The organism is Klebsiella sp. 1SOBk5mer, from assembly GCF_046603115.1.
In the GTDB taxonomy this organism is placed as follows: domain Bacteria; phylum Pseudomonadota; class Gammaproteobacteria; order Enterobacterales; family Enterobacteriaceae; genus Klebsiella; species Klebsiella quasipneumoniae.
This window is the reverse complement of the sequence record NZ_JBKIUU010000008.1, coordinates 150,629-175,825: the sequence shown is the minus strand read 5'-3', so window position 1 is coordinate 175,825 and position 25,197 is coordinate 150,629. Positions and strand designations below refer to the sequence as shown.

The following is a 25,197-nucleotide window of genomic DNA, read 5'->3' as shown; positions in this document are numbered from 1 at the left end:
TATAAAAAAGGGCCGTCAGCGGCCCTTTCTTGTTAACGCTTTTCCGCCAGCCCTTTGCTGAGCGCAATGCCCAGCGGCAGCCAGAACAGCACCCAGGTCTCCCGGGGGTTGCTGATGATAAACATCCCCTGCGAGGCCATAAATACCAGCGCGTAAAACAGGATCGCCAGACTGTAGCGGCTGTCGGAGCGGCGCTTGCGCCACGCCTGCCACAGTCCGCAGGCAATGACCGCCAGCAACAGCAGTAAACCCACGATGCCGCCTTTCAGCAGGGCGCCCATATATACGCTGTGGGTGGTGGTGATGTGTTCGCCGCTGTAGTTGATGAAATCCAGTTCATAGCTGAAACCGCGTCCCAGCCAGGGCTGGCTGGCCATCTCCGACAGCGTATGGTGCCAGATGCTCAGGCGCAGCCCGCTTTGGGTGCCCAACTCTTCGAAACGGGCGAGCAGCATGTCGCCCACCGGCGTCATGACCAAAAGCAGAGCCACCAGCACGGCCAGCGCCGCGGCGATCAGCAGGTTGCGGCGGGTGAAGACGTGCAGGTGCAGCGTACAGCCGACCGCCAGCACCAGGGCGATGATCGGCCCGCGGCTTTGGGTCAGCAGCATCATCACCAGCATGATGGCCACTGGCAGATAGAGCCAGTGGCTGGCTTTTTCTTTCAGCAGCATGCCGCAGATTAAGATGCCGATGCCGCAGTATCCGGCAAGGTCGATAACGTTTGTTGGCCCGGGGTTCTCGGGGGAGACCGCCCGTTCGGTGAGGACCAGGGTGTGGTCGAACATCAGCGTCCACAGCGAGAGCACAGTGATCCCGCCAACCACCGCCAGCATGGCCAGGCGGCGGGTTCGTTCGTCGCTGAGCAGCATCGCCATCAGCAACAGATAGCCCGTCAGGTACACGCCGTGGGTGATCGGCGAGTCGATATGCTGCGGCGTATGGCCCCACAGGTTACTGAGGGCGTAATAGATAAAGAAGACCGCCAGCAGCGCCCAGGTCTGCCACTGTTCACGTAACACGCCGGCCAGCGCCTGGCGGTTTTCCGGGCGTACCAGCGAGAGCAAGAGCAGCAGGATCGATAAATGCAGCAGGTTATTGGTCCGGGTGGACATGCAAAAAATCGCGCTGAAAAATAAAAACAAAGGAAAAACAATCGAGTAACCCTGTCTGGCGTAGTTACTCATTTTTAAAGTACTCATTAAACGCAACCTTTTCGAAAATAGTGTCCGGCACAGCGCTTTCTGGTGAAAAATTAATGACCCGGATCTGGCGTTGCTGCAGTACCTGCGCGGCATGCGCAAAGGAGGGCATGACGAGGGTATCCACTTTTGTTGCCAGGTACGAAGGCAATTTTTCTTGTTGTGTTTCGTAGAATCGCGGCTGGTTGAAGTTAGTCATATCCAGACCGCTCACCAGGATAGTGCTGAAGCCCAGCCAGGCGAGGATCTGCAGCGCCCAGTAGACCACCGTGCCGGCATCAAAGACGCCCTGGCGAATATCGGTGCTAAAACAGATATCCGGGCGCTGGGGATGAAAGCACATCGCCGGATTCTGCTGGTAAGTGCGCTTTATCGCTTCGCTGGCGACTTTCGGCTGGTAAATCTTATAGCAACCGTCCTCAATCAACGCCAAACGGCAGCGCAGCGCGCCCGCATGGCGATCGACGATTTTGGCGATCCCATGCATGGTGGTGAACAGCAGAATGTCCGGCTGACTGACGATGGCGCGGATAATGTCCGGCTTCTTATCGAAAAACTCCATGTCGACGATGGTATAGAGCGAAAAGTGCAGTCGGTCGGCAAGATGCCAGGCGCCATTGACGCCCATCACCGGGATCGTTTTCGACAACAGGGAAAAATCGATATTGCGGGTCGAAGGGCCAGTGGCGGTCAGCAGGACTTCGCCCTGCATGCTGTTTTTCAGCGCGCTCAGGCTGACCAGCGGCACCGTTTTCCCTTTATAACGCAACGCGCTGATTTCGCCGCTCGGCGCGCGGGTGATGCGGGTAAAAGGCCACAGATTTTCATTGTGACGATAAGCGCGAGGGCGGGTGTAGCGATAGATCTGCTTAAACAGGGATCCCATCAGAGCAGCCCCTGATTTTGCAGAAGAAGATGAACCCGGCTGGCGGTAATATCGCCGGTGCTGGCGCTGTTTTCCGGCCGCACGATGTGCTGGTTTTTACCGTATCCGCCAATCAGCCCCGGATCGGTCGGGCCGTAGAGCGTGAAGTTCGGTTTATCCAGCGCGGCGGTCAGATGACTCAGGCCGGTATCGACCGAGACGACGGCCCGGGCGCTGGCCAGAACCTGCGCCACCTGCTCAAGGCTCATGCGCGGCAGCACTTCAACATACTCCCGGCCTTCCGCCAGCCGCTTCGCCCGCGCCTCTTCGTGCGGGGCGCCCCACGGCAGCTTAATGCGGACGCCGCTGTCGGCCAGCAGATCGAGCAGTTCCTGCCAGCGGTTTTCCGGCCAGTGCTTATCGTCGCGGGTGGTGGCGTGCAGAAACACCAGATAGGGGGCGGCAGCGCTAGCCTCGTGCTGCAGGAAATGGCGCGCAATGGCGTAATCCCCCTGGGTTTGGGGTTTCGCGTAGCCGAGGCTTTTGGCGAACAGCTCGCGGGTACGCTCCACCGCGTGCTGCTGTTTCGCAATGTGGTGGCGGCGGTTGTAAAACAGGCTGGCCAGCGGCTCGCGGGCCGTTTGCCAGTCCATACCATGCTTGACGCCGTGCGCCAGACGGGTGACCAGCGCAGCGCTTTTCACCAGCCCCTGGGCGTCGATAATGGCGTCATACTTGACCGCCTGGACGGCCTCGCGAAAGGCTTTACGCTCCGCTTTGATCGGCGCGGAGAGCCAGGCTTTACGCCAGCGGCGGATCGCCACCGGGATCACCCGCTCGACGCTGTCATGCCAGGAGGGGATCTGCGCGAAGCCTTCTTCCACAACCCAGTCGAAGCGGATGCCGGGGATGGCCTGCGCGGCGTCGGTCAGCGCGGGCAGCGTGTGCAGCACGTCGCCCATCGATGAGGTTTTTACAATCAATACCCGCATCCGCTACGCTTCCTCGTGCCCGGTTTTTTCCGTCAGCAATTCGTTCAGCTCTTGCAGGACGCGCTCTGGCGTAATGTCGATCAGGCTCTGATGATAACCTTCCGCGGCATCGCCTTTGCGCACCTTGTGGTAGCCGGTAATCAGACGGATCACGCGCGCTTTATGCGACAGCGGCGGGGTAAAGTCCGGACTGCTCGGGCCATACAGCGCCACCAGCGGGCGGTCCAGCGCCGCGGCGACGTGCATCAGCCCCGAATCGTTAGTCACCACCGCTTTACAGGCGGCAATCAGGATCACCGCCTGCTCCAGCTGGGTTTCACCCGCCAGATTCCGGCACCAGGCCTGCTGCTCGCTGCTGAGGGCGGCGATGATCTCTTTGCCGGCCTCGTTATCTTTTGCCGAGCCAAATAGCGCAATCTGATAACCATCGTCGATGAGCTTTTTCGCCAGCGCAGCATAGTGATAGTGCGGCCAGCGTTTTGCCGGGCCGAACTCCGCGCCGGGGCAAAAGCCGATGATCGGCCGATCGTTGGACAGGTTAAAGGCGCTGCAGGCCTGCGACTTTTCCCCTTCGTTGACCTGCAGCTGCGGCCATAGCAGCGGCTGCGGCAGATCTTTGGCGCAGCGCATCACGCCGTTGTCGTAGGCCAGCGCCACGTAGCGTTCCACCATCAGCGGCCAGGCGTCTTTGTCCAGCACCCGGGCGTCGTTGAGCAGACCGTAGCGCATCTCGCCGCGCCAGCCGGTGCGCAGCGGGATGTTGGCGAAGAAGGGGACTAATGCCGATTTAAACGAGTTTGGCAGCACGTAAGCGCGATCGTAGCGACGCTCGCGCAGGCTGTGGCCGAGCTTGCGGCGTTCGCCGATAGCCAGCGCGCCGTGGCCCAGCGGCATCGGGATCGCTTCGTTCACTTCCGGCATGCGCGATAACAACGGACGACACCAGGCTGGCGCCATCACGTCGATAATCGCCTGGGGATAGCGCGCCCTGAGCGTACGATAAAGACTTTGCGACATCATCATGTCGCCCACCCAAGACGGGCCTACCACCAGAATTTTCATGTTATCTCTTACGCATCCCGATTCAGCCAGGCCATATACTCCGTTACGCCTTCGGCAACGGTTTTGAACGGTTTGTCATAGCCCGCTTTACGCAGGTTAGTCAGATCCGCCTGGGTGAACGCCTGGTAGCGGCCTTTCAGTTTGTCCGGGAATGGGATGTACTCGATGCTGCCTTTTTTGTGGTACGCCAGGGTCGCGTCGGCGACGGCCTGGAAGGATTCCGCGCGGCCAGTGCCGAGGTTGAAGATGCCGGAAACGCCGTTTTCCCAGAACCACAGGTTGACGTCAGCCACGTCGCCGACGTAGACGAAGTCGCGCTTGAAGCCGTCGCTGCCTTCGAACAGTTTCGGACTTTCGCCATTATTCAGCTGGGTGTTGAGGTGGAAAGCGACGCTCGCCATGCTGCCTTTGTGGCCTTCGCGCGGCCCGTAGACGTTGAAGTAGCGGAAGCCGACGATCTGCGAATTGGCTTCCGGCAGGATCTGACGAACGTATTCATCGAACAGGAATTTGGAGTAGCCGTAGACGTTTAGCGGCTGCTCATACTCGCGAGACTCGATGAAATCGCTGGTGCGTCCACCGTAGGTGGCCGCCGAAGAGGCGTACAGGAACGGAATTTCGCGCTCCAGGCAGTAGTGCAGCAGCTCTTTGGAGTACTGATAGTTGTTGTCCATCATGTACTTGCCGTCCCACTCCGTGGTGGAAGAGCACGCGCCTTCGTGGAAGATTGCATCAATGTCGCCGAACTCTTCGCCTGCCATAATCTGGATCAGAAAGTCTTCTTTATCCATGTAGTCAGCGATGTTCAGGTCAACCAGGTTCACAAACTTGGTGCCGTCTTTCAGATTGTCGACAACCAGAATGTCGGTAATGCCCTTGTCATTCAGCGCTTTAATGATGTTGCTGCCGATAAAGCCTGCGCCGCCGGTTACGATGATCATAACTGTACCTTTGAAGTTGAGAGCCCGGAGACAATCCGGACATGAATGCTCATATCATATCACCACATGAGCAAGCCTACAGCCATTCGCAGAATAAGGTGCTGGGCTGACGTGATTTATGCTGCAAATAATTCATTCAGGCCTGCATCATCTCGTATCAGCGTATAGCTTTGGGTAATATGTGCCAAATTTTGCCGAATCTGGAGAGTTGCAATGCGTGGTGATTTCTACAAACAGTTAACTAGCAATCTGGAGACCGCTCGGGCCGAAGGCTTGTTTAAAGAAGAGCGCATCATCACCTCGGCGCAGCAGGCGGACATTACCGTCGGCGACAGCCACGTGATTAACTTCTGCGCCAATAACTATCTGGGTCTGGCCAACCACCCGGCGCTGATCGACGCGGCGAAATCCGGTATGGACAGCCACGGCTTCGGGATGGCCTCGGTACGCTTCATCTGCGGCACCCAGGATACGCACAAGCAGCTGGAGAAGAAGCTGGCGGATTTCCTCGGTATGGAAGACGCGATCCTCTACTCCTCCTGCTTCGACGCCAACGGCGGCCTGTTTGAAACGCTGCTCGGCCCGGAAGACGCCATTATCTCCGACGCCCTGAACCATGCCTCGATCATCGACGGCGTGCGCCTGTGTAAAGCGAAGCGCTTCCGCTATGCCAACAACGATATGCAGGAACTGGAAGCGCGTCTGAAAGAAGCCCGCGACGCTGGCGCGCGTCACGTGCTGATCGCCACCGACGGCGTCTTCTCGATGGACGGCGTGATCGCCAACCTGAAAGGCGTTTGCGACCTGGCGGATAAATACGATGCGCTGGTGATGGTCGATGACTCCCACGCCGTCGGCTTCGTCGGCGAAAACGGTCGCGGCTCCCACGAATACTGCGATGTGATGGGGCGCGTCGACATCATCACCGGCACGCTGGGTAAAGCGCTGGGCGGCGCCTCCGGCGGCTACACCGCCGCACGCAAAGAGGTGGTCGAGTGGCTGCGCCAGCGTTCCCGTCCGTATCTGTTCTCCAACTCTCTGGCGCCGGCCATCGTGGCCGCCTCCATCAAAGTGCTGGAGATGGTCGAAGAGGGCGCAGACCTGCGCGATCGCCTGTGGGCCAACGCGCGTCTGTTCCGTGAAAAAATGACTGCGGCAGGCTTCACCCTGGCGGGCGCCGACCACGCCATCATTCCGGTGATGCTGGGTGAAGCGGTGGTGGCGCAGAACTTTGCCCGCGAACTGCAGAAAGAAGGGATCTATGTCACCGGCTTCTTCTATCCGGTGGTACCGAAAGGCCAGGCGCGTATTCGCACCCAGATGTCGGCGGCGCATACCCCTGAACAAATTGAGCGTGCGGTGGAAGCCTTTACCCGCATCGGCAAACAACTGGGCGTCATCGCCTAATAAGGGTGTGAGATGAAAGCGTTATCCAAACTGAAAGCGGAAGAAGGCATCTGGATGACCGACGTACCGGAACCGGAAGTCGGCCATAACGATCTGCTGATTAAAATCCGCAAGACCGCCATTTGCGGGACCGACGTGCACATCTACAACTGGGATGAGTGGTCGCAGAAGACTATTCCGGTACCGATGGTGGTCGGGCACGAATATGTCGGCGAAGTGGTGGGGATTGGCCAGGAAGTGCGCGGCTTTAAGATTGGCGACCGCGTCTCCGGCGAAGGGCATATCACCTGCGGCCACTGCCGTAACTGCCGCGCAGGCCGTACCCACCTGTGCCGCAACACCATCGGCGTGGGCGTCAACCGCCCGGGCTGCTTTGCCGAGTATCTGGTGATCCCGGCCTTTAACGCCTTTAAAATTCCCGACAATATCTCTGATGACCTGGCGTCCATCTTCGACCCATTCGGCAACGCCGTGCACACCGCGCTCTCCTTCGATCTGGTGGGGGAAGACGTGCTGGTCTCCGGCGCCGGTCCGATCGGCGTGATGGCGGCGGCGGTGGCGAAACACGTCGGCGCGCGTAACGTGGTGATCACTGACGTTAACGAGTACCGTCTCGAGCTGGCGCGCAAAATGGGCGTCACCCGCGCGGTGAACGTGGCGAAAGAGAACCTCAACGACGTGATGGCCGAGCTGGGGATGACCGAAGGTTTCGACGTGGGTCTTGAGATGTCCGGCGCGCCGCCGGCGTTCCGCAGCATGCTGGATACCATGAACCACGGCGGCCGTATCGCGATGCTGGGTATCCCGCCGTCGGATATGTCCATCGACTGGACCAAGGTCATCTTCAAGGGGCTGTTTATCAAAGGGATCTATGGTCGCGAAATGTTCGAAACCTGGTACAAGATGGCGGCGCTGATCCAGTCTGGCCTGGATCTTTCGCCGATCATCACCCACCGCTTCGGCATTGACGACTTCCAGAAGGGCTTTGACGCCATGCGCTCCGGTCAGTCCGGTAAAGTGGTTCTGAGCTGGGAATAACGCCTCCGGTCTGTTGTAAACATCAGCAAAAAAGGCGCCTGCGGGCGCCTTAATTTAGATTTGGATAACATTTTTAGCCTGCTTAATATCAAGCGCACAATTTCTACATCGATTTTACGGTTATTCGCTTATACAGTGTGTTTAGTCGCGGTTTAACTTTGAAACGATCATGCTTAAACTCTCCGTATGCTTACTGACCTGTAACTCTGCACGTCTGCTCATGGAGGTGCTGCCCCCGCTGCTGAAGGTGGCTGATGAGTGTATTGTCGTCGACTCCGGTAGCACCGACGAAACGGTCTCTATTTGTCAGCAGTTTGGTCTCACCGTCCATCACCATGCCTATAAAGCCCACGGCGCGCAGATGAACTATGCCATCGGGCTGGCCAGCCATGACTGGGTGCTGTGCATGGACAGCGATGAAATTCTTGATAACGACGTCGTGGCGGCCATTCAGGCGTTAAAAGCGGGGGAGGAGCCTGACCCAGCCTGCGCCTGGCGTTTGCCGCGCTACTGGTTTGTCCTCGGCACGCAGGTGCGGACGATCTACCCCATTTCCTCGCCGGATTACCCGGTGCGCCTCTTTAACCGCCAGCAGGCGCGGTTTAACGACCGGCCGGTGGATGACCAGGTGGTCGGACACGCGCGCTCCGTCAGGCTGCCGGGCTTTGTACGCCATGACACCTTTTATTCGCTGCATGAAGTGTTTAATAAGCTGAACAGCTATACCACCCGGCTGGTGAAGCACCAGCAGATCACACCTTCGCTGACGCGGGGGATCGTCAGCGCCATTGGCGCTTTCTTTAAGTGGTATCTGTTCAGCGGGGCGTGGCGCTATGGCAAAGTCGGCGTGGTCACCGGCCTGTACGCCACGTTTTACAGCTTTCTCAAATATTTTAAGGCGTGGTACGCCCACGAAGATAACCAGGCGCCCGTCGCGCAAAAGCGAACGGACCCCTGAGTGGTCTAGCTGCCGGGATTGTCCCAGCCCTGCCATTTGAGGCGATAGTACTGGACCAGCGCGCTCTGGCTGATGCTGTCGCTGAGGATAGTGAAGAAGCGGCTGGCGTTCACGGGCTCCAGCGGGCGCTTCGGCTTGCAATACTTCACGCCGTGGAACGGATTACGCGGCTTCTGCTGCTGCGGCGGCGTTTGTTGCGCAGGCGGCTGAGCGTAGTTTGGCGTCGAGTTGTCGACCTGTGGCTCGTTGAGCAGGCTGCTCGGGCGCACCAGCGTGATATCCGGCGGCAGGTTATAGACCATCTGCTGCAGCACCCGCACCGTCGTCGGATGCGGATGGCCAATGGCTATCGCCGAACCGTTACGCCGCGCCAGGGCGATGGCGCGGTTGAACTGAGTGCGGATATCGGCTTCATTCTGCGTATCGTCCAGAAACACCTTACGCTTAATCACCTTCACCCCGGTGCCCTGCGCGGCACGCATGGCCTGGGTATTGCCGATGGTCACGCTGTCGAGAAAATAGAGATTGTAGCGCTCCAGGGCCTGCATCACCTTCTGCATGCCAAACAGGTTGGAGGTCATCGCGCTGCCCATATGGTTATTCAGCCCGACGGCGTAGGGGACTTTGCCATAGGCCTCGCGGATGATGCGCTCGATCTCCTCGCTGCTCATTTCGGGACGCAGGGTGTCTTTTTCCAGCGGCTGTTTGCTGAGCGGCGCCATCGGCAGGTGGATGAGCACTTCATGGCCCAGATTATGCGCTTTCGTGGCCATTTCCCGGGCGTGCGGCGCGTTCGGCAGCACGGCGACGGAGATAGTGGACGGCAGCGCCAGCACCTGATTTTCGGTCTGCGGGCGGTAGCCAAAATCGTCAATAACGATGGAGAGTTTGCCAGCGAACGCTGGCGCCGCCAGAGCCAGCGAACCGGCTACGGCAAGAGCAATTGCGCGAAATTGAAGCAAAACTTATCTTCCCAACCACGGCTGTGGATTGACCGCCTGACCCTGGCGGCGAATTTCGAAATAGAGCGACGGACGGCCCTGACCGCCGCTGCTGCCTACGAGCGCGATAGGCTGACCGGCACGCACCTGCGTACCGACGCTGACCAGCGCGCTTTGGTTATAGCCATACAGGCTCATGTCGCCTTTACCATGCTCGACCACCACCACCAGACCATAGCCCTGCAGCCAGTCGGCCAGAATGACCCGACCATCGGCAATCGCTCTGACTTCGGTGCCTTCAGACGCGGCGATAACCATCCCTTTCCAACGTAGTTCACCTTGCAGCTGTTCGCCATATCGATGAAGGAGCGGACCGCGAACTGGCCAGAACGCCTGACCGCGCGGCGAGCCCAGCCCACCGGTGCGTGACATCAGCGAACGCTCGCTTTCCGTTGGTTTATAGGTGGTGCCTTTGCGCGATGCTTCCTGCTGGCGGTCGCGCACCGCCTGCGCATCGCGAGCTTCCCGATCGGCACGGGCTTTGGCGGCAGCCTCCGCCTGGGCGATACGACCGCGTAGGCGCGATTCGTTAGCCCGCAATTCACTTAACTGTTGCTGACCCCGCTGAATGGAGGACTCCAGGCCGGAAAGGGTCTTTTTCCGTTCGTTACGCGCCTGCTCCAGCTTCGCCTGCTGGGCTTTTTGCTCGTAGACCAGCGTCTGCTGCTGGCTCTGCTTCTCTTCGAGCATCGACTTTTGCACCGCCATCTCTTCGCGCGTTTTCTTCAGTTCCGCGATGGTTTCCTGGCGGGCCTGGTTGAAATAGCTGAAATAGACCTGCATCCGCTGATTGCGCTGACCCTCTTCACCGCTCAGCACCATCTGGATGCCGGTATGCGGCCCCTGGCGGAACGCCGCGTCAAGCTGCGCGGCGAGGTTACGCTCCTGAGACGCGCGCTGGCGCTCCAGCTTCGCGAGAGAAGCGTTCATCTCGTCAATCTGCTTATTGAGCTGGTTCAGGCTGTCCTGGGTTTCGCGCAGTTTGCGGGCCGCGGCGGCGATCGCCTCTTCCTGCGCTTTGAGTTGGGCGAGCAGGCTTGCGCGCTGCTGCTGCTGTTGCTTAATCGCCCGCTGTCTGGCGGCGATGTCGGCCTGGATGGACTTTAGCTGATCGCGATCGTCGGCGTGCGCAGATGACGCGCACAGTAATACGCCAGCGCTGAGCGCGCTGGCGTAAAGGACGGATCGAACTGCCGTTGCGATCCATGTAGTTGAATACGTCGCCTTTCCCCTCATGGGGAAGGATTATTCCACGATGAACAGCGGCTTGCCAGTCATCTCTTGCGGGATTTCCATTCCCATCAGCGACAGCATGGTCGGGGCGATGTCGGAAAGTTTGCCGCCATTGACCGCTTTAACCGCTTTGTTACCGACGTAAATCAGCGGAACCGGCAGGTTGGTGTGGGCGGTGTGCGCCTGACCGGTGGCCGGATCGCGCATCTGTTCGGCGTTACCGTGGTCGGCGGTGATCAGCAGCTGGCCGCCAACGGATTCCACCGCCTGCGCCACCTGAGCGATACAGTGATCCAGCGCTTCAACGGCTTTCACTGCCGCTTCCATCACGCCGGTATGGCCAACCATATCGCCGTTCGGGTAGTTACAGATGATGGTGTCGTACTGGCCGCCTTTGATGGCCGCGACCAGTTTTTCGGTCAGCTCGGCGGAGCTCATTTCCGGCTGCAGATCGTAGGTCGCCACTTTCGGCGAGTTAATCAGAATCCGCTCTTCGCCTTTGAACGGCTCTTCTACGCCGCCGTTGAAGAAGAAGGTGACGTGGGCGTATTTCTCAGTTTCGGAGATGCGCAGCTGGGTTTTATCGTGCTTCGCCATCCACTCGCCGAAGGTATTGGCCAGCGAGGCGGGCGGGTAGGCGCAGGCCACTTTGATGTCGGCGGCATATTCGGTGAGCATCACGAAGTCGAGGTTAACCACTTTCTTACGCGCAAAGCCGTCGAAGTCGGCGTTGACGAAGGCGCGGGTGATTTCGCGTGCGCGGTCAGCACGGAAGTTCATGAAGATCAGCGCATCGCCATCTTCCATCGCGGCATCGGCCTGGCCGGCGGCGCGGATCACGGTCGCTTTCACGAACTCGTCGTTTTCGTCACGGGCGTAGGCAGCCTGCAGGCCGGCGACGGCGGTATCGGCCTGGAATTCGCCTTTCGCCAGCGTCATCAGATCGTAAGCCTGCTCAACGCGATCCCAGCGGTTGTCGCGGTCCATGGCGTAGTAGCGGCCAATGAGCGACGCGATGCGGCCCTTGCCCAGCGCGGCAAATTTGGCTTCGAATTTTGCCAGCGTTTTTTCCGCGCTGCGCGGCGGGGTGTCACGACCGTCGAGGAAAGCGTGCAGGTAGATCTTCTCAGCGCCGCGCTCTGCCGCTAGCTCCACCATCGCCATGATGTGATCCTCATGGCTGTGAACGCCGCCCGGCGACATCAGACCCATGATATGTACCGCTTTACCCGCGGCAACCGCTTTATCGACCGCGGCGGTCAGTACCGGGTTGGCGAAGAAGGTGCGTTCTTTAATTTCCACATCGAGACGGGTCAGGTCCTGATAGACGATACGACCGGCGCCCAGGTTGACGTGGCCCACTTCGGAGTTCCCCATCTGACGGTCCGGCAGGCCAACTTCCAGGCCGGATGCATCGATCAGGGTATGCGGACGTTTGGCCCACAGGGCGTCCATTACCGGCGTTTTAGCGCTGTAAATGGCGTTATCCTGTTGGTCTTCGCGATAGCCGTAGCCATCCAGAATCACCAGTACCATAGGTTTTTTAGTAACCGACATTGCGACAACCTCATGCTCAAAGACAGAAATTTTGCGTAATTTTACTACAGCTGAATCGTTTAAATCCCCGTGAAAGATCAAAGAAAGGGAGCGGCCGGGCCGCGGCGCGTCAGCGAGAACGGCTTTTTTTCGCCGCCGCCCGCAGAAAATACATTACATCGCGCTCACTGGCTGTAATTGCCGCAAGGCACAGGTATACTCCTTTCCTGGTTTTTTTCTCACTTAGTCGGGAGTTGTAACCCCCCATGCAAGAAATTATGCAATTCATCGGCCGTCACCCTGTTCTGAGCATCGCGTGGATCGCGCTGCTGGGGGCGGTGCTGTTCACCACCTTCAAGGGCCTGATGTCGAAAGTTAAAGTCATCACCCGTGGTGAAGCGACGCGTCTTATCAATAAAGAAGACGCGGTGGTGGTCGACCTGCGTCAGCGTGACGATTTCCGTAAAGGCCATATTGCCGGCGCCATCAACCTGCTGCCCAGCGATATCAAAGCGAATAACGTCGGCGAGTTGGAAAAACACAAATCGCAACCCATTATTGTGGTAGACGGTTCCGGCATGCAGGCGCAAGAGCCAGCCAGCGCGCTGAACAAAGCCGGGTTTGAAAAAGTCTTTGTACTGAAAGAGGGCATTGCTGGCTGGAGCGGCGAAAACCTCCCTCTGGTACGCGGCAAATAACTTACCTCGCGTGGTGATGCCGCCGCGTTTTCCCCTTCGCGCCTGACGTGAGGGGAACACAGGCTGCGGCGTAAAACCCTCAGGGTAATAACAGGAGTGAAGTCATGGCCAATATTGAGATCTACACCAAAGCGACCTGCCCGTTCTGCATCCGCGCGAAAGCGCTGCTGAACAGCAAAGGCGTAACGTTCCATGAGTTGCCGATCGATGGCGATGCCGCGAAGCGTGAGGAGATGATCCAGCGCAGCGGACGGACGACGGTTCCGCAGATTTTTATTGATGCGCAGCACATTGGCGGCTGTGACGACTTGTATGCGCTTGATTCACGTGGTGGACTTGATCCCCTCTTGCGCTAATTTTTGCGCGCTTTCCCTGCCGGAAGCGCGTATTTAAGGACAACACGAAAGGGTTTTACTATGTCAGAACAAAACAGCACCGAAATGACCTTCCAGATCCAGCGTATCTATACCAAAGATATCTCTTTTGAAGCGCCGAACGCGCCGCAAGTTTTCCAGAAAGACTGGCAGCCGGAAGTTAAACTTGATCTGGATACCGCCTCCACCCAGCTGGCTGAAGGCGTTTATGAAGTGGTGCTGCGTGTAACCGTGACCGCCGCGCTGGGCGAAGAGACCGCGTTCCTCTGCGAAGTACAGCAGGGCGGTATTTTCTCCATCGACGGCATCGAAGGCACCCAGATGGCGCACTGCCTTGGCGCTTACTGCCCGAACATTCTGTTCCCGTACGCGCGCGAGTGCATCACCAGCCTGGTTTCCCGCGGTACCTTCCCGCAACTTAACCTTGCGCCAGTGAACTTCGATGCGCTGTTTATGAACTATCTGCAGCAGCAGGCTGGCGAAGGTGCAGAACAACATCAGGATGCCTGATGAACGCACTTAATGCTGCAATGACTGTGATCGGTGCCGGCTCTTACGGCACCGCTCTTGCCATCACCCTGGCAAGAAATGGCCACCACGTTGTGCTCTGGGGCCATGACCCGAAACATATCGCGACGCTGCAACACGATCGCTGCAACGCCGCGTTCCTTCCCGATGTGCCTTTCCCGGATACGCTGCATCTTGAAAGCGACCTGGCCACCGCCCTGGCCGCCAGCCGCGATATTCTGGTGGTGGTGCCAAGCCATGTGTTTGGTCAGGTGTTACGCCAGATTAAACCGCTGATGCGTCCTGACGCGCGTCTGGTATGGGCGACCAAAGGTCTCGAGGCCGAAACCGGTCGTCTGCTGCAGGACGTGGCGCGTGAAGCGCTGGGCGATGATATCCCGCTGGCGGTGATCTCCGGGCCAACCTTCGCCAAAGAGCTGGCCGCCGGCCTGCCGACGGCGATTTCGCTGGCGGCGACGGATCCGCAGTTTGCCGAGGATCTGCAGCACCTGCTGCACTGCGGCAAGAGCTTCCGCGTCTACATCAATCCGGACTTTATCGGCGTCCAGCTCGGCGGCGCGGTGAAAAACGTCATCGCCATCGGGGCGGGGATGTCGGACGGCATCGGCTTCGGCGCCAATGCGCGGACGGCGCTGATTACCCGTGGCCTGGTGGAAATGTCTCGCCTTGGCGCGGCGCTGGGCGCCGACCCGGAAACCTTTATGGGCATGGCCGGTCTCGGTGACCTGGTGCTCACCTGCACCGACAACCAGTCCCGTAACCGTCGCTTCGGCATGATGCTCGGCCAGGGGATGGACGTGCAAAGCGCCCAGGAAAAGATTGGCCAGGTGGTTGAAGGCTACCGCAATACCAAGGAAGTTCGCGTTCTGGCACAGCGTTTAGGTGTCGAAATGCCAATAACCGAGGAAATTTATCAGGTATTGTATTGCGGAAAAATTGCGCGCGAGGCAGCATTGACCTTATTGGGTCGCGCCCGCAAGGACGAGCGCAGCAGCAATTAGCTTTCCTTTGTCACCTGAATGACCCTGCCAGCGCAGAACTGGCAGGTCATTACCATATCGCCTGGAGTATGCAATGCCGTGTGAAGAACTGGATATCGTCTGGAATAATATTAAAGCCGAAGCCCGGGCTCTGGCGGACTGTGAGCCAATGCTCGCCAGTTTTTACCACGCAACGCTACTCAAGCATGAAAATCTGGGCAGCGCGCTGAGCTATATGCTGGCCAACAAGCTGGCTTCCCCGATTATGCCGGCTATCGCCATTCGCGAAGTGGTGGAAGAAGCCTACGCCGCCGACCCGGAAATGATCGCCTCGGCGGCCTGCGATATTCAGGCGGTGCGCACGCGTGACCCGGCGGTGGATAAATACTCGACGCCGTTGCTCTATCTGAAGGGTTTCCATGCCCTGCAGGCCTATCGTATCGGCCACTGGCTGTGGACTCAGGGCCGGCGTGCGCTGGCGATTTTCCTGCAAAACCAGGTGTCCGTCTCTTTCCAGGTGGATATCCACCCGGCGGCGAAAATCGGCCGCGGGATTATGCTCGACCACGCCACCGGTATTGTGGTTGGCGAAACGGCGGTGATTGAGGATGACGTCTCTATTCTGCAGTCGGTCACCCTCGGCGGTACCGGTAAAACCAGCGGCGACCGTCACCCGAAAATTCGCGAAGGCGTGATGATTGGCGCCGGGGCGAAAATCCTCGGCAATATCGAAGTCGGGCGTGGGGCGAAGATTGGCGCCGGTTCGGTGGTATTGCAGCCGGTTCCGCCGCACACCACCGCCGCAGGCGTGCCGGCGCGTATCGTCGGCAAGCCGGAGAGCGACAAGCCGGCGATGGATATGGATCAGCATTTCAACGGCATCCACCACACTTTCGAGTACGGCGACGGGATTTAACGTCTTGCCCGGTGGCGCTGCGCTTACCGGGCCTACGATCTCTGCCCGCCAGCATGTCGCCCGGATAAGGCGCGGTGCGCCGCCATCCGGGAAGGGTCAGTTAGCTGCGCAGCACGGCGCCTGGATACCCCAGCTGCCGCCAGGCCTCGTACACCACCACCGACACCGCGTTTGACAGGTTCATGCTGCGGCTGTCCGGCATCATCGGAATCCGAATTTTCTGCTCCGGCGGCAGGGCATCAAGGATGCTGGCCGGCAGACCGCGGGTTTCCGGACCAAACATCAAGAAATCGCCATCCTGATAGCTCACCGCGCTGTGCGCCGGCGTACCTTTGGTGGTCAGGGCGAACAGACGCTGCGGCTGCGCGCTGGCGATAAACGCCGCGTAATCGGCGTGGCGCTGCACGGCGGTGAACTCGTGATAGTCCAGTCCGGCGCGTCTCAGGCGCTTATCGTCCCAGGTGAAGCCCATGGGCTCAATGATATGCAGACTGAAGCCCGTGTTGGCGCACAGGCGGATAATATTCCCGGTGTTCGGCGGGATCTCTGGTTCGAATAACACGATGTTCAGCATACTGCCCCCTTAATTGCGGGGGGCAGAATAGCAGATATTTGGTCAACCCTCACCCCGGCCCTCTCCCTGAGGGTGAGGGCCGGGGAGAGCAAAACGGCGCAGCTTATGCCGCGTTATGCTGCTTCAGCGCATCGAAGGTCTGCAGCGCCTCCGTGTTCTGCACCAGCGAATCACGGCTAATGTCCGCGATGGTTTTTGCGCCGGTCAGGGTCATCGCCACCTTCATCTCTTTCTCGATCAGATTCAGCAGATTCGCCACCCCCTGCTTGCCATGGGTCGCCAGGGCGTACAGGTAAGCGCGGCCCAGCAGTACGCTGTCGGCGCCCAGGGCGATCATGCGCACGACGTCGAGACCGTTGCGGATGCCGCTGTCGGCGAGAATGGTAATGTCGCCCTTCACCGCGTCGGCAATCGCCGGCAGGGCGCGGGCGGAGGAGAGCACGCCGTCAAGCTGGCGGCCGCCGTGGTTGGAGACCACAATGCCGTCGGCGCCGAAGCGCACCGCATCGCGGGCGTCCTCCGGGTCGAGGATCCCTTTGATCACCATCGGTCCGTCCCAGAAATCACGGATCCACTCGAGGTCTTTCCATGAAATCGACGGATCGAAGTTATTCGCCAGCCAGCCGATGTAATCCTCCAGGCCGGTCGGCTGGCCGAGATAGGCGGAGATATTCCCCAGATCGTGCGGACGGCCGTTGAGGCCAACGTCCCATGCCCACTGCGGATGGGTGACCGCCTGCCAGTAGCGGCGCAGGGCGGCGTTCGGGCCGCTCATGCCGGAATGGGCGTCGCGGTAGCGGGCGCCGGGAGTCGGCATATCGACGGTAAAGACCAGCGTTGAACAACCCGCCGCCTTCGCGCGCTCCAGCGCATTACGCATAAAGCCGCGGTCGCGCAGAACATACAGCTGGAACCACATCGGCCGCTTGATGGTCGGGGCGACCTCTTCGATCGGACAGACGGAAACGGTGGAGAGGGTAAACGGAATGCCTTTGTCATCCGCTGCGCCGGCGGCCTGCACTTCGCCGCGGCGGGCGTACATTCCGCACAGCCCCACCGGCGCCAGCGCCGTCGGCATCGCCAGCTTCTCGTTGAAGAGGGTGGTCTCGAGGCTCAGGTCCGACATATTGCGCAGAATACGCTGGCGCAGCGCCACGTCGGAAAGGTCCTCGACGTTGCGGCGCAGGGTATGCTCGGCGTAAGCCCCGCCGTCGATATAGTGGAACAGGAACGGCGGCAGGATACGCTGGGCGGCGGCGCGATAGTCGCTGGCGGCGGAAATAATCATCACGAATTCTCCCTGGAATTATCAATAGCATCGCCGGGCAGGCGGGTAATTCGCGCCTGGCGGGCCTGGTCTTCATCAAAACGTTTAATGGTGGCGTGGACAAAACCTAAGTGGGCCATCATCGCCTGGCGCGCCGCCTCGGCGTCGCCGGAGACAATCGCCTCCATGACGGCCTGGTGCTGTTCGGTCAGGCGGGCAAACACCGGCGGCACCAGATACATCCGCTGACGGCTCTGCTTGACGGAGGAGTGCAGCAGGTCGAAAAAGCCGCGCATGGTTTGCAGGAGCACCACGTTATGCGAGGCTTCGGCGATGGCCAGATGAAAGCGGACGTCCGCCTGCGAGGCGATATCCGGGTCTTCGCTCTGGGTCGCTTCAAAGCACAGGCGAATTTTTTCTTTATCGGCGTCGGTGGCCCGCATCGCCGCGTGCCACGCGGTGCTGGCTTCGATGGCGTGGCGGGCCTCGAGGATGTCGAAGCTGTAGTCAGGGTCATCGGCCAGCAGCGTCTTCAGCGGCTGGACGATGTTTTGCTCCGACCACGGCTCATGCTGAAAGCGGACGAAAGTGCCGCCGCCGCGACGGCTCAGCAGCACCCCTTCATTGACCAGCATCGCCAGCGCTTCGCGCAGGGAATTGCGCGAGACGCCGAGCTGAGCGGCGAGCTGGCGCTCGGCGGGCAGTCGCATGCCCGCCTCCAGCTGTTGTTCTTCAATCAGCGCCCGGACGCGACGCGCCACGTCGTCGGCCAGGCGTTTAGGCATCACTATCACGGTATCATCCAGGTTAAAACGTAGGCCTGCAGCGTAGTGATCAGACCCACCATGCAGGTGAAGATCAGGCTGTGTTTGACGGTAAAGCGGAACAGATCCGACTCTTTACCCACCAGGCCTACCGCGGCGCAGGCGATGGCGATCGACTGCGGGGAAATCATCTTGCCAGTGACGCCGCCGGTGGTATTGGCTGCGACCAGCAGGATATCGGAGACGCCAATCTGCTGCGCCGCCGTTGCCTGCAGCGCGGCGAACAGGGCGTTAGACGAGGTGTCCGAACCGGTCAGGAATACCCCCAGCCAGCCCAGGAATGGCGAGAAGAAGGTAAACGCGTGGCCGGTATGGGCCAGCGCCAGGGCCAGGGTCGACGACAGCCCGGAGTAGTTGGAGATAAAGGCGAACGCCAGCACCATGCCGATAGAGTAGATCGGCAGCGCCAGGTCCTTCAGCGTTCCGGCGAAGGTGGTCAGCGCGTCTTTCGGCTTCATGCGCAGCCAGACGATGGACAGCAGGGCGGCGAACAGAATGGCGGTGCCGGTTGCCGACAGCCAGTCAAACTTATAGATGGCGGCGTAAGGCGTCGCGGCGCTGACCACCGGCGGCATGCGGGCGACCATTTTGTCGAGGAACGGCACCGAAATATTGATGACGAAGTCATACATCGCGCCGCCCGGTGCGAACAGCGCTTTGAACGGCGGCACGCTCCACAGGGTCACGGTGGCGGTCAGGAACAGGAACGGCGACCAGGCGCGGATCACTTGTCCCGCGGTGTAGCGCGTGCGGGCCAGCGTCATATCCACCTGCGAGGCGCCGATATCGCCAAAGCGAAAGATGCGCGCCGGCTGCCAGCGTTTGAGGAACAGGGTCAGGCAGACCAGGGAGACCAGCGATGAGATGATGTCCGGCAGCTCCGGGCCAAGGAAGTTAGAGCTGAGGTACTGGGCGATAGCGAACGAGCCGCCTGCGACCATCACCGCCGGCCAGGTCTCTTTGATGCCCCGCCAGCCGTCCATAATCGCCATGATCCAGAACAGCACGATAATGGTCAGGAACGGCAGCTGGCGACCCACCATCTGGCCGATGGCGAAGCTGTCGATACCGGTCACCTGACCGGCCACCAGGATCGGGATGCCCATCGCGCCGAAGGCCACCGGCGCGGTGTTGACGATCAGGCACAGGCCTGCGGCATACAGCGGGTTAAACCCGAGGCCGACCAGCAGCGCCGCGGTAATCGCCACCGGCGCGCCAAATCCCGCCGCCCCTTCGAGAAAGGCGCCGAACGAGAAGCCGACGATCAGCATCTGCAGGCGCTGGTCAGGCGTAATCGACAGGATCGACGAGCGGATGATGTCGAACTGTCCGGTCTTCACCGAGATTTTATAGACGAAGACTGCGGCAATAATAATCCAGGCGATGGGCCACAGTCCGTAGAAGAAGCCATACACCACCGAGGCCAGGGCGCGGTCCACCGGCATTTTATAGAACAGCAATGCGACGGCCAGGGCGATCGCAACGGTCCAGGTAGCGGCGAGATAGCCTTTCAGTTTGAGCTTTATCAGCGCAAAAAAGAAAAACAGAATCGGTAGCGATGCGATAAGACTGGATAACCAGATATTACCGGCGGGATCGTAGTTTTGTTGCCAGAGATTCATGCAGGGTCTCCATCGGGCCGCCAGGACGGGTGGGCTGAGTCTGCGCTCTTTGCCGACCCGTCGTAGGTAAAATTGGCCCGGCCAATTAGGGATAGCAGGGTTGATGACAACGAATGGTTAACCAGATGTTACTCTTAGGCAACGGGTTTGTGATGTATTTTGATGGATTTGTGAACTGCCGGGGGGTAGATAAAATTATTGGTTGGACCAATCGGCCGGGCAGGGAACGAAAAAGGGGGGGTAGGATAGAATAACCCTCTCCGAACGGAGAGGGCTGGGGATCAGAATTCGCTGCGGGCGAAACCGGTCATCTCTTTCAGGCCCATTTCCCGGCCCAGGGCGGTCATCGGATGGACGACCACCAGGCCGCGGACGCTTTTCTTCAGCTTGCCCATATCGGCCTGCTCTTTTTTGGTAATCGCGCGGCGGAACGGCAGGCTCATCAGCTTCTGCGCCTCTTTGCTCAGCTTCTGGCTCTGGACGGAACGCAGACGTTCAATCTCCGTTTCCAGAGTGGCTTTTTCTTTCTCCAGCTCCGCGTATTTATCGGCAGCTTCCACCAGCGACAGCTCGGCCTGCTGGTGGCGGATGGCGTCGAGACGATCGCTCAGACGTTTGATTTCATTCTTTTCGACTTCTTTCATGGTGATTTGATCTGTTAATAAAGGGGCTTCATTCGCCTATAGTATGTGCCGTGACCGCTATTGTTGATAGCTATTTATCAAAAATTCGCCGTTTATCGCCGTCAGAATACGATACCTTAATCTGCTAATAATTTGAATTTTATAATTATTCCTTCCGATACCCGCGCTAATTTCATTTCTGTGAAGCCTGTCGGCAGATAAGCACGTTTTCCTTAACCCACGCCGGTGAATTGGCTAATGCTTAATCAGATTATTCCCAAAAGGAGGACGTGATGGCAAAGATCGGCGACGGCGTACCACGTTTAATCGACAAAGCGGTTGATTTTATGGCTTCCAGTCAGGCGTTTATGGAGTATTTGAAAAAGTCTCCGCGGCTGCAGCATGTACCGCGAGATATCCCTCAGGATAAGGAAGCGTTGTTTCTGCAGCGTCTGGAATATTATCGTCAGCTTTACCGGCCGACCTGCGACCAGACGGAGCCGGAATCAGAGCGTTGATTTCTGGAAGGCTTTTTTTAAGCTGATTCGTGAAATCAGCTCAGTCAAGGACAACACCATCGTTGAACGCACCATCTGCTGGTAACGCAGTTTCTGCATTGCCAGCAGTTCGGCGTCGCTGTCATCAAACTGCGGCGTTGGCGGCAGGGCGGCGACGCAGTGCAGTTCGCCGAACGGACCGATAATTTCGTCGTCGGTAAAGCTGTACTCATTGCCGTCGTGATTAAGCTCTTCGCGCAGGGCCATCAGCAGCTCGGCGTCTTCATATTCGGCACGACTTATCACCCCAAGGCCATAAATCAGCTTCAGGCGTACTGAGAGATCGCCGAGCGGCCCGCTGCCCTCCAGCAAGGGCTCGACGGCGTATTTCACCGCGTAGTCGTCTTTACGGAACACCTGAAGCACCAGAATATTGACCGCTTCCGTTAACAGCTCGACGGTGGCGATCAGGAAGCTTCGTACGGTTTTGCCAGCATTCAGACGCTCAAGCACACGGTTTTCAAATGCTTGTGTTTCTTCCATCATTGCCTGCATATCTGACAGGAGTCGTAATGGGCGCGACGTCGGCCGCGCCAGGTTGTGCATCATTTTACCGCGTTGTAGTCGTTAACGGCCTCCGCGACGACATCGCTTGCCGCGTCAAGGCCGGAAATCTGCGCCAGCGCGGCCTGCGGCCCTTTGTCGGCGATCAGTGTCGCCAGCTCCTGCGCCTGCGGATCGTCTTCGCTACGGAAATGCATCGCCGCCGCAATCCCTTTCACCAGATTGCGGTGCGGCAGGCCGTATTCCAGCGTACCCAGCAGCGGCTTAATTAAACGGTCGCCGGCGCTCAGTTTGCGCAGCGGCTGACGGCCAACGCGCTCGACATCGTCTTTCAGGTACGGGTTCTCGAAACGGCCAAGAATTTTCTGGATATAAGCCGCGTGCTTCTGCGGGTCAAAGGCGTAGCGTTTGATCAGCACCGCGCCGCTCTCCTCCATCGCGCCCTGCACGACGGCCCGAATTTTCTCGTCGAGTATCGCGTCGCGAATCGTCTGGTGGCCCGCCAGTTTTCCGAGGTAGGCGGTTATAGCATGCCCGGTGTTCAAGGTGAAGAGCTTGCGTTCGACAAATGCCATCAGGTTATCAGTTAATTCCATTCCCGGGATGGTCGGCAGTTCGCCCTTGAACTGGGTTTTATCGACGATCCATTCGCTGAAGGTTTCCACGGTGACTTCCAGCGGGTCATGGGTAGCGGACGCCGATGGCGGCACAATACGGTCAACGGCGGAGTCGACGAAGCCGATATGGGTTTCCACCCAGGCCTTATCTTCCTCCGCCAGGGCGTTAAATACGTGGCCTTTTAACTGCGTGGTGCCGCGCACCATGTTTTCGCAGGCGATAATGTTCAGCGGGCGTTCGGTGCCCTGCGCCTTGCGCTTCGCCAGCCCTCTGGCGATGGCCGGGGCGATGCGCTCAAGAACGACGGGACCGACGGCGGTGGTCACCAGGTCGACGCTGGCGATCAACTCCACTACCTCGTCGCCAATGCTGCTGACGGCATTCACGCCGGAGACGGTATCCACCTGCTCATTTTCGCCAACGACGTGAACCTGGTAGCTATGACGGGCATTCAGGGCATCAAGTACGGTCTGATTGACATCGGCAAACGTCAGGTCGATGCCCGCGTCGGCCAGCAGTTTACCGATAAAGCCACGTCCGATATTACCTGCGCCAAAATGTAATGCTTTCATAGTATTAACCTTCAATTAATGTTTTTACCTGAGAGGGCTGGGGTGAGGCTTTTTCCCTCACCCCAACCCTCTCCCAAAGGAGAGGGTTGGATAGCGCTGATTATTTATTCAGCAGCGCCAGTACGTCGTCGACGCTGGTGGTTTTCGCCAGGCGCTCAATCACCGTTTCGTCATCCAGCGCATTGGTCAGGCTGGTAATCACCTGAATGTGCTCGTTGTTGCGGGCGGCGATGCCGATCACCAGGCGGGCAACATCGTCTTCATCTTCCCCAAAGCGCACTCCTTCCGGGTACTGGCAGAAGACGACGCCGGTTTTCAGCACGCGGTCTTTCGCTTCGATGGTGCCGTGCGGCACCGCGATGGACTCGCCGAGATAGGTCGAGGTCAGTTTTTCGCGGTCCAGCATCGCCTGCACATATTCCGGTTCGACGTAGCCGCCTTTCACCAGCTGCTCGCCGGCGAAGCGAATGGCTTCTTCTTTGGTGGCCGCTTTGCGACCGAGGAAGATGTTATCCGCACCCAGCTTGAACAGGTTTTTGTCCGTATCATCAAAGCTGTCTTTCAGGCTATCGGTGACTTTAACTTCGTTGTCGATGTGGCGCTGGGCCGCCACCAGACGCTCGGTCAGGCTGGTGTACAGACCGCTGTCGAGGAAGTTGGTCAGCGAAATATGCTGCGCCTGCGGTACCTGGCGCATGGCGCGCTCGGTCAGGTCGCGGTGGGTGATCACCAGGTCAACATCCGGCGGCAGATTATTAATGGCGCTGTTGGTGACCGAGATGTTGCTCAGGCCGGCATCCTGCACTTTCTTGCGCAGTACCCCGGCGCCCATGGCGCTGGAGCCCATCCCGGCGTCGCAGGCGACGATGATTTTACGCACATGGCTCAGGTCGTTGGTGACATTGCCAGCCGCCAGCGGGTTGGCGCCTTTGGATTCCGCTTTCATGTCATGCATACGACGGGTTGCGGCTTCGATATCGTCTTCTTCTTTGACTTTGCTGGTCTTGAGCAGAACCGCAGAGACGACGAAGGAGACCGCCATCGCGGCGATAATGGCTGCGATGTTCGCGAAGTAGGCCCCTTTCGGCGTCATCGCCAGCACCGCCAGGATAGAGCCCGGGGAAGCCGGAGAGACCAGACCGCCGTTGAGGATGGTCAGGGTGAAGACACCGGTCATCCCGCCGAGGATAACGGCCAGGATCAGACGTGGGTTCATCAGCACGTACGGGAAGTAGATTTCATGGATACCCCCCAGGAAGTGGATGATAGCCGCCCCGCCTGCAGACTGTTTAGCGCTGCCGCGGCCAAAGAACATGTACGCCAGCAGAACGCCCATCCCCGGACCCGGGTTAGCTTCAATCAGGAAGAAGATGGATTTACCCAGCTCGTGGGACTGCTGAATACCCAGCGGCGAGAAGATACCGTGGTTGATGGCGTTATTGAGGAACAGGATTTTTGCCGGTTCCACGAAGATAGACGCCAGCGGCAGCATGTCGTGCGCCACCATGAAGTTAACGCCAGCCGCCAGAATTTTCGACAGAACTTCTACCGCCGGGCCGATGCCGAGGAAGGCGAGAATGGCGAGGATCATCCCGATGATGCCGGCGGAGAAGTTATTCACCAGCATTTCAAAACCGGATTTGATCTTACCGTCTACCCAGTTATCGAATTTCTTGATGCAGTAGCCGCCCAGCGGGCCGGCGATCATGGAGCCGAGGAACATCGGCATATCCGCGCCGACGATAACGCCCATGGTGGTGATCGCCCCGACCACGCCGCCACGTTCGCCGCCGACTAATTTACCGCCGGTGTAACCGATCAGCAGCGGCAGCAGGTAGGTGATCATCGGACCGACCAGCTTCGCCAGCGTTTCGTTTGGCAACCACCCTGTCGGAATGAAAAGCGCGGTGATGATACCCCACGCGATAAACGCGCCGATATTCGGCATCACCATATTGCTGAGAAAACGACCAAAGCTTTGCACTTTGATCTTGATATCGGATGACATAAAACACCCCTTCTTCTGTTTTGCGTATCGCGCAGGCTAAAAGCCCGAGGTTTGTTGTTAATGTGGCGGCAGAGGTAGCCGGGCCCTGATTGATAGTGCGAAATCTGGCACTGAATCGTTTAGCTGTCCAGCCAGCGCCCTTAAGTGTGAGTTAGATCACATGAATATAGGGGGCGGAGCGGGTTTTGTAGTGATTGCGATCACATAATAGCTGTGTAAAAAAACAACAGACCGCCGTTTTTGCCGCTAATCTGCGTTTTTGTGTGATATTTGTCACAATTTTGTTTCGTGTTTTTG

Annotated in this window: 25 protein-coding genes; 9 read left to right on the top strand and 16 right to left on the bottom strand. The window is 58.8% G+C overall.

The annotated features are described in order from the left end of the window. Nucleotides 1-32 precede the first annotated feature (32 nt). Genes ACLH1U_RS18520 through rfaD form a run of 5 tightly spaced genes read right to left on the bottom strand, consistent with a single transcriptional unit; the run spans nt 33 to nt 5,062 of the window. On the bottom strand, nt 33-1,202 hold the full coding sequence (locus tag ACLH1U_RS18520) for an O-antigen ligase family protein (RefSeq protein WP_032429018.1): 1,170 nt from the start codon (nt 1,200-1,202) through the stop codon (nt 33-35). Next, complete coding sequence (locus tag ACLH1U_RS18515; protein ID WP_194859882.1) at nt 1,180-2,088, bottom strand: sugar glycosyltransferase; 909 nt, start codon at nt 2,086-2,088, stop codon at nt 1,180-1,182. The genes ACLH1U_RS18520 and ACLH1U_RS18515 overlap by 23 nt, the downstream gene beginning before the upstream one ends. Beyond that, nucleotides 2,088-3,059 carry a lipopolysaccharide heptosyltransferase RfaC gene (rfaC, locus tag ACLH1U_RS18510; RefSeq protein ID WP_032454361.1) on the bottom strand — a complete coding sequence of 324 codons (972 nt, stop codon included), beginning with the start codon at nt 3,057-3,059 and terminating at the stop codon, nt 2,088-2,090. Before rfaC ends, ACLH1U_RS18515 begins: the two co-directional genes overlap by 1 nt. Nucleotides 3,060-3,062: 3 nt before the next feature. Further along, nucleotides 3,063-4,121, bottom strand: a complete 1,059-nt coding sequence (gene rfaF, locus ACLH1U_RS18505) for an ADP-heptose--LPS heptosyltransferase RfaF (RefSeq protein ID WP_044525043.1) — start codon at nt 4,119-4,121, stop codon at nt 3,063-3,065. Between the two features lie 8 nt (nt 4,122-4,129). Then, nucleotides 4,130-5,062: an ADP-glyceromanno-heptose 6-epimerase gene (gene rfaD / locus ACLH1U_RS18500; protein ID WP_085551492.1), complete on the bottom strand. Its 933-nt coding sequence runs from the start codon at nt 5,060-5,062 to the stop codon at nt 4,130-4,132. A gap of 213 nt (nt 5,063-5,275) precedes the next feature. On the opposite strand from rfaD, the gene kbl reads away from it, so the two are divergent. The 3 genes from kbl to ACLH1U_RS18485 all read left to right on the top strand — a co-directional run bounded on the left by kbl (nt 5,276) and on the right by ACLH1U_RS18485 (nt 8,465). Then, the gene (gene kbl, locus ACLH1U_RS18495) at nt 5,276-6,469 is read left to right on the top strand and encodes a glycine C-acetyltransferase (protein ID WP_017900044.1); all 1,194 of its coding nucleotides are present in this window, start codon (nt 5,276-5,278) and stop codon (nt 6,467-6,469) included. A 12-nt stretch (nt 6,470-6,481) separates the two neighbouring features. Then, nucleotides 6,482-7,507 carry an L-threonine 3-dehydrogenase gene (gene tdh, locus ACLH1U_RS18490; RefSeq protein WP_004205051.1) on the top strand — a complete coding sequence of 342 codons (1,026 nt, stop codon included), beginning with the start codon at nt 6,482-6,484 and terminating at the stop codon, nt 7,505-7,507. Between the two features lie 169 nt (nt 7,508-7,676). After that, nucleotides 7,677-8,465 (top strand): glycosyltransferase family 2 protein, encoded by a 789-nt coding sequence (locus tag ACLH1U_RS18485; RefSeq protein ID WP_023291354.1) that lies wholly within the window; start codon nt 7,677-7,679, stop codon nt 8,463-8,465. A gap of 5 nt (nt 8,466-8,470) precedes the next feature. Here ACLH1U_RS18485 and ACLH1U_RS18480 read toward each other — a convergent pair whose 3' ends face one another. The 3 genes from ACLH1U_RS18480 to gpmM are packed head-to-tail and all read right to left on the bottom strand — an operon-like array spanning nt 8,471 to nt 12,256. Continuing rightward, entirely contained in the window at nt 8,471-9,427 is a 957-nt protein-coding gene (locus ACLH1U_RS18480; RefSeq protein ID WP_023291353.1) for a divergent polysaccharide deacetylase family protein, read from the bottom strand. A 3-nt stretch (nt 9,428-9,430) separates the two neighbouring features. After that, nucleotides 9,431-10,702, bottom strand: coding sequence for a murein hydrolase activator EnvC (gene envC / locus ACLH1U_RS18475; RefSeq protein WP_023291352.1), 1,272 nt, complete (start codon nt 10,700-10,702; stop codon nt 9,431-9,433). Between the two features lie 9 nt (nt 10,703-10,711). Further along, nucleotides 10,712-12,256: a 2,3-bisphosphoglycerate-independent phosphoglycerate mutase gene (gene gpmM, locus ACLH1U_RS18470; protein ID WP_411299392.1), complete on the bottom strand. Its 1,545-nt coding sequence runs from the start codon at nt 12,254-12,256 to the stop codon at nt 10,712-10,714. 245 nt (nt 12,257-12,501) lie between these two features. On the opposite strand from gpmM, the gene ACLH1U_RS18465 reads away from it, so the two are divergent. From ACLH1U_RS18465 to cysE, 5 genes are all read left to right on the top strand, one after another. After that, a complete protein-coding gene (locus ACLH1U_RS18465; protein ID WP_023291350.1) occupies nt 12,502-12,933 on the top strand; it encodes a rhodanese-like domain-containing protein in 432 nt (143 codons plus the stop codon). Between the two features lie 104 nt (nt 12,934-13,037). After that, nucleotides 13,038-13,289 (top strand): glutaredoxin 3, encoded by a 252-nt coding sequence (grxC, locus tag ACLH1U_RS18460; RefSeq protein WP_002922429.1) that lies wholly within the window; start codon nt 13,038-13,040, stop codon nt 13,287-13,289. A 60-nt stretch (nt 13,290-13,349) separates the two neighbouring features. Then, nucleotides 13,350-13,817: a protein-export chaperone SecB gene (gene secB / locus ACLH1U_RS18455; RefSeq protein WP_002922428.1), complete on the top strand. Its 468-nt coding sequence runs from the start codon at nt 13,350-13,352 to the stop codon at nt 13,815-13,817. Beyond that, nucleotides 13,817-14,836, top strand: a complete 1,020-nt coding sequence (gpsA, locus tag ACLH1U_RS18450) for an NAD(P)H-dependent glycerol-3-phosphate dehydrogenase (protein WP_004205045.1) — start codon at nt 13,817-13,819, stop codon at nt 14,834-14,836. Before secB ends, gpsA begins: the two co-directional genes overlap by 1 nt. A gap of 73 nt (nt 14,837-14,909) precedes the next feature. After that, the gene (gene cysE, locus ACLH1U_RS18445; protein ID WP_002922426.1) at nt 14,910-15,731 is read left to right on the top strand and encodes a serine O-acetyltransferase; all 822 of its coding nucleotides are present in this window, start codon (nt 14,910-14,912) and stop codon (nt 15,729-15,731) included. Nucleotides 15,732-15,831: 100 nt separating this feature from the next. Here cysE and trmL read toward each other — a convergent pair whose 3' ends face one another. The 5 genes from trmL to ACLH1U_RS18420 all read right to left on the bottom strand — a co-directional run bounded on the left by trmL (nt 15,832) and on the right by ACLH1U_RS18420 (nt 20,662). Beyond that, a complete protein-coding gene (gene trmL / locus ACLH1U_RS18440) occupies nt 15,832-16,305 on the bottom strand; it encodes a tRNA (uridine(34)/cytosine(34)/5-carboxymethylaminomethyluridine(34)-2'-O)-methyltransferase TrmL (protein WP_023291348.1) in 474 nt (157 codons plus the stop codon). Between the two features lie 103 nt (nt 16,306-16,408). Beyond that, nucleotides 16,409-17,593 (bottom strand): FMN-dependent L-lactate dehydrogenase LldD, encoded by a 1,185-nt coding sequence (gene lldD / locus ACLH1U_RS18435; protein ID WP_032454357.1) that lies wholly within the window; start codon nt 17,591-17,593, stop codon nt 16,409-16,411. After that, complete coding sequence (lldR, locus tag ACLH1U_RS18430) at nt 17,593-18,366, bottom strand: transcriptional regulator LldR (RefSeq protein WP_072421061.1); 774 nt, start codon at nt 18,364-18,366, stop codon at nt 17,593-17,595. The genes lldD and lldR overlap by 1 nt, the downstream gene beginning before the upstream one ends. Then, complete coding sequence (lldP, locus tag ACLH1U_RS18425) at nt 18,363-20,018, bottom strand: L-lactate permease (protein ID WP_023291347.1); 1,656 nt, start codon at nt 20,016-20,018, stop codon at nt 18,363-18,365. The genes lldR and lldP overlap by 4 nt, the downstream gene beginning before the upstream one ends. A gap of 281 nt (nt 20,019-20,299) precedes the next feature. After that, the gene (locus tag ACLH1U_RS18420; protein ID WP_002922410.1) at nt 20,300-20,662 is read right to left on the bottom strand and encodes a YibL family ribosome-associated protein; all 363 of its coding nucleotides are present in this window, start codon (nt 20,660-20,662) and stop codon (nt 20,300-20,302) included. A gap of 272 nt (nt 20,663-20,934) precedes the next feature. Between ACLH1U_RS18420 and ACLH1U_RS18415 the strand changes: the two genes are divergently transcribed. Further along, nucleotides 20,935-21,159, top strand: a complete 225-nt coding sequence (locus ACLH1U_RS18415; protein ID WP_002922402.1) for a hypothetical protein — start codon at nt 20,935-20,937, stop codon at nt 21,157-21,159. Here the strand turns inward: ACLH1U_RS18415 and mtlR are convergent. The 3 genes from mtlR to mtlA all read right to left on the bottom strand — a co-directional run bounded on the left by mtlR (nt 21,148) and on the right by mtlA (nt 24,900). Continuing rightward, nucleotides 21,148-21,744, bottom strand: a complete 597-nt coding sequence (gene mtlR / locus ACLH1U_RS18410; RefSeq protein ID WP_002922401.1) for a mannitol operon repressor MtlR — start codon at nt 21,742-21,744, stop codon at nt 21,148-21,150. The two genes, ACLH1U_RS18415 and mtlR, sit on opposite strands and share 12 nt — an antisense overlap. Further along, complete coding sequence (mtlD, locus tag ACLH1U_RS18405; RefSeq protein ID WP_085551491.1) at nt 21,744-22,892, bottom strand: mannitol-1-phosphate 5-dehydrogenase; 1,149 nt, start codon at nt 22,890-22,892, stop codon at nt 21,744-21,746. The genes mtlR and mtlD overlap by 1 nt, the downstream gene beginning before the upstream one ends. A 100-nt stretch (nt 22,893-22,992) precedes the next feature. Beyond that, nucleotides 22,993-24,900, bottom strand: coding sequence for a PTS mannitol transporter subunit IICBA (gene mtlA / locus ACLH1U_RS18400; RefSeq protein ID WP_023291345.1), 1,908 nt, complete (start codon nt 24,898-24,900; stop codon nt 22,993-22,995). Between the last annotated feature and the right edge of the window lie 297 nt (nt 24,901-25,197).

Bases quoted from the DNA above. Each gene is read 5' to 3' on its own strand.
- ACLH1U_RS18520 (WP_032429018.1), bottom strand. From the start codon at position 1,202: ATGAGTACTTTAAAAATGAGTAACTACGCCAGACAGGGTTACTCGATT.
- ACLH1U_RS18515 (WP_194859882.1), bottom strand. From the start codon at position 2,088: ATGGGATCCCTGTTTAAGCAGATCTATCGCTACACCCGCCCTCGCGCT.
- rfaC (WP_032454361.1), bottom strand. From the start codon at position 3,059: ATGCGGGTATTGATTGTAAAAACCTCATCGATGGGCGACGTGCTGCAC.
- rfaF (WP_044525043.1), bottom strand. From the start codon at position 4,121: ATGAAAATTCTGGTGGTAGGCCCGTCTTGGGTGGGCGACATGATGATG.
- rfaD (WP_085551492.1), bottom strand. From the start codon at position 5,062: ATGATCATCGTAACCGGCGGCGCAGGCTTTATCGGCAGCAACATCATT.
- kbl (WP_017900044.1), top strand. From the start codon at position 5,276: ATGCGTGGTGATTTCTACAAACAGTTAACTAGCAATCTGGAGACCGCT.
- tdh (WP_004205051.1), top strand. From the start codon at position 6,482: ATGAAAGCGTTATCCAAACTGAAAGCGGAAGAAGGCATCTGGATGACC.
- ACLH1U_RS18485 (WP_023291354.1), top strand. From the start codon at position 7,677: ATGCTTAAACTCTCCGTATGCTTACTGACCTGTAACTCTGCACGTCTG.
- envC (WP_023291352.1), bottom strand. From the start codon at position 10,702: ATGAGGGGAAAGGCGACGTATTCAACTACATGGATCGCAACGGCAGTT.
- gpmM (WP_411299392.1), bottom strand. From the start codon at position 12,256: ATGTCGGTTACTAAAAAACCTATGGTACTGGTGATTCTGGATGGCTAC.
- ACLH1U_RS18465 (WP_023291350.1), top strand. From the start codon at position 12,502: ATGCAAGAAATTATGCAATTCATCGGCCGTCACCCTGTTCTGAGCATC.
- grxC (WP_002922429.1), top strand. From the start codon at position 13,038: ATGGCCAATATTGAGATCTACACCAAAGCGACCTGCCCGTTCTGCATC.
- secB (WP_002922428.1), top strand. From the start codon at position 13,350: ATGTCAGAACAAAACAGCACCGAAATGACCTTCCAGATCCAGCGTATC.
- gpsA (WP_004205045.1), top strand. From the start codon at position 13,817: ATGAACGCACTTAATGCTGCAATGACTGTGATCGGTGCCGGCTCTTAC.
- cysE (WP_002922426.1), top strand. From the start codon at position 14,910: ATGCCGTGTGAAGAACTGGATATCGTCTGGAATAATATTAAAGCCGAA.
- trmL (WP_023291348.1), bottom strand. From the start codon at position 16,305: ATGCTGAACATCGTGTTATTCGAACCAGAGATCCCGCCGAACACCGGG.
- lldD (WP_032454357.1), bottom strand. From the start codon at position 17,593: ATGATTATTTCCGCCGCCAGCGACTATCGCGCCGCCGCCCAGCGTATC.
- lldP (WP_023291347.1), bottom strand. From the start codon at position 20,018: ATGAATCTCTGGCAACAAAACTACGATCCCGCCGGTAATATCTGGTTA.
- ACLH1U_RS18420 (WP_002922410.1), bottom strand. From the start codon at position 20,662: ATGAAAGAAGTCGAAAAGAATGAAATCAAACGTCTGAGCGATCGTCTC.
- ACLH1U_RS18415 (WP_002922402.1), top strand. From the start codon at position 20,935: ATGGCAAAGATCGGCGACGGCGTACCACGTTTAATCGACAAAGCGGTT.
- mtlR (WP_002922401.1), bottom strand. From the start codon at position 21,744: ATGCACAACCTGGCGCGGCCGACGTCGCGCCCATTACGACTCCTGTCA.
- mtlD (WP_085551491.1), bottom strand. From the start codon at position 22,892: ATGAAAGCATTACATTTTGGCGCAGGTAATATCGGACGTGGCTTTATC.
- mtlA (WP_023291345.1), bottom strand. From the start codon at position 24,900: ATGTCATCCGATATCAAGATCAAAGTGCAAAGCTTTGGTCGTTTTCTC.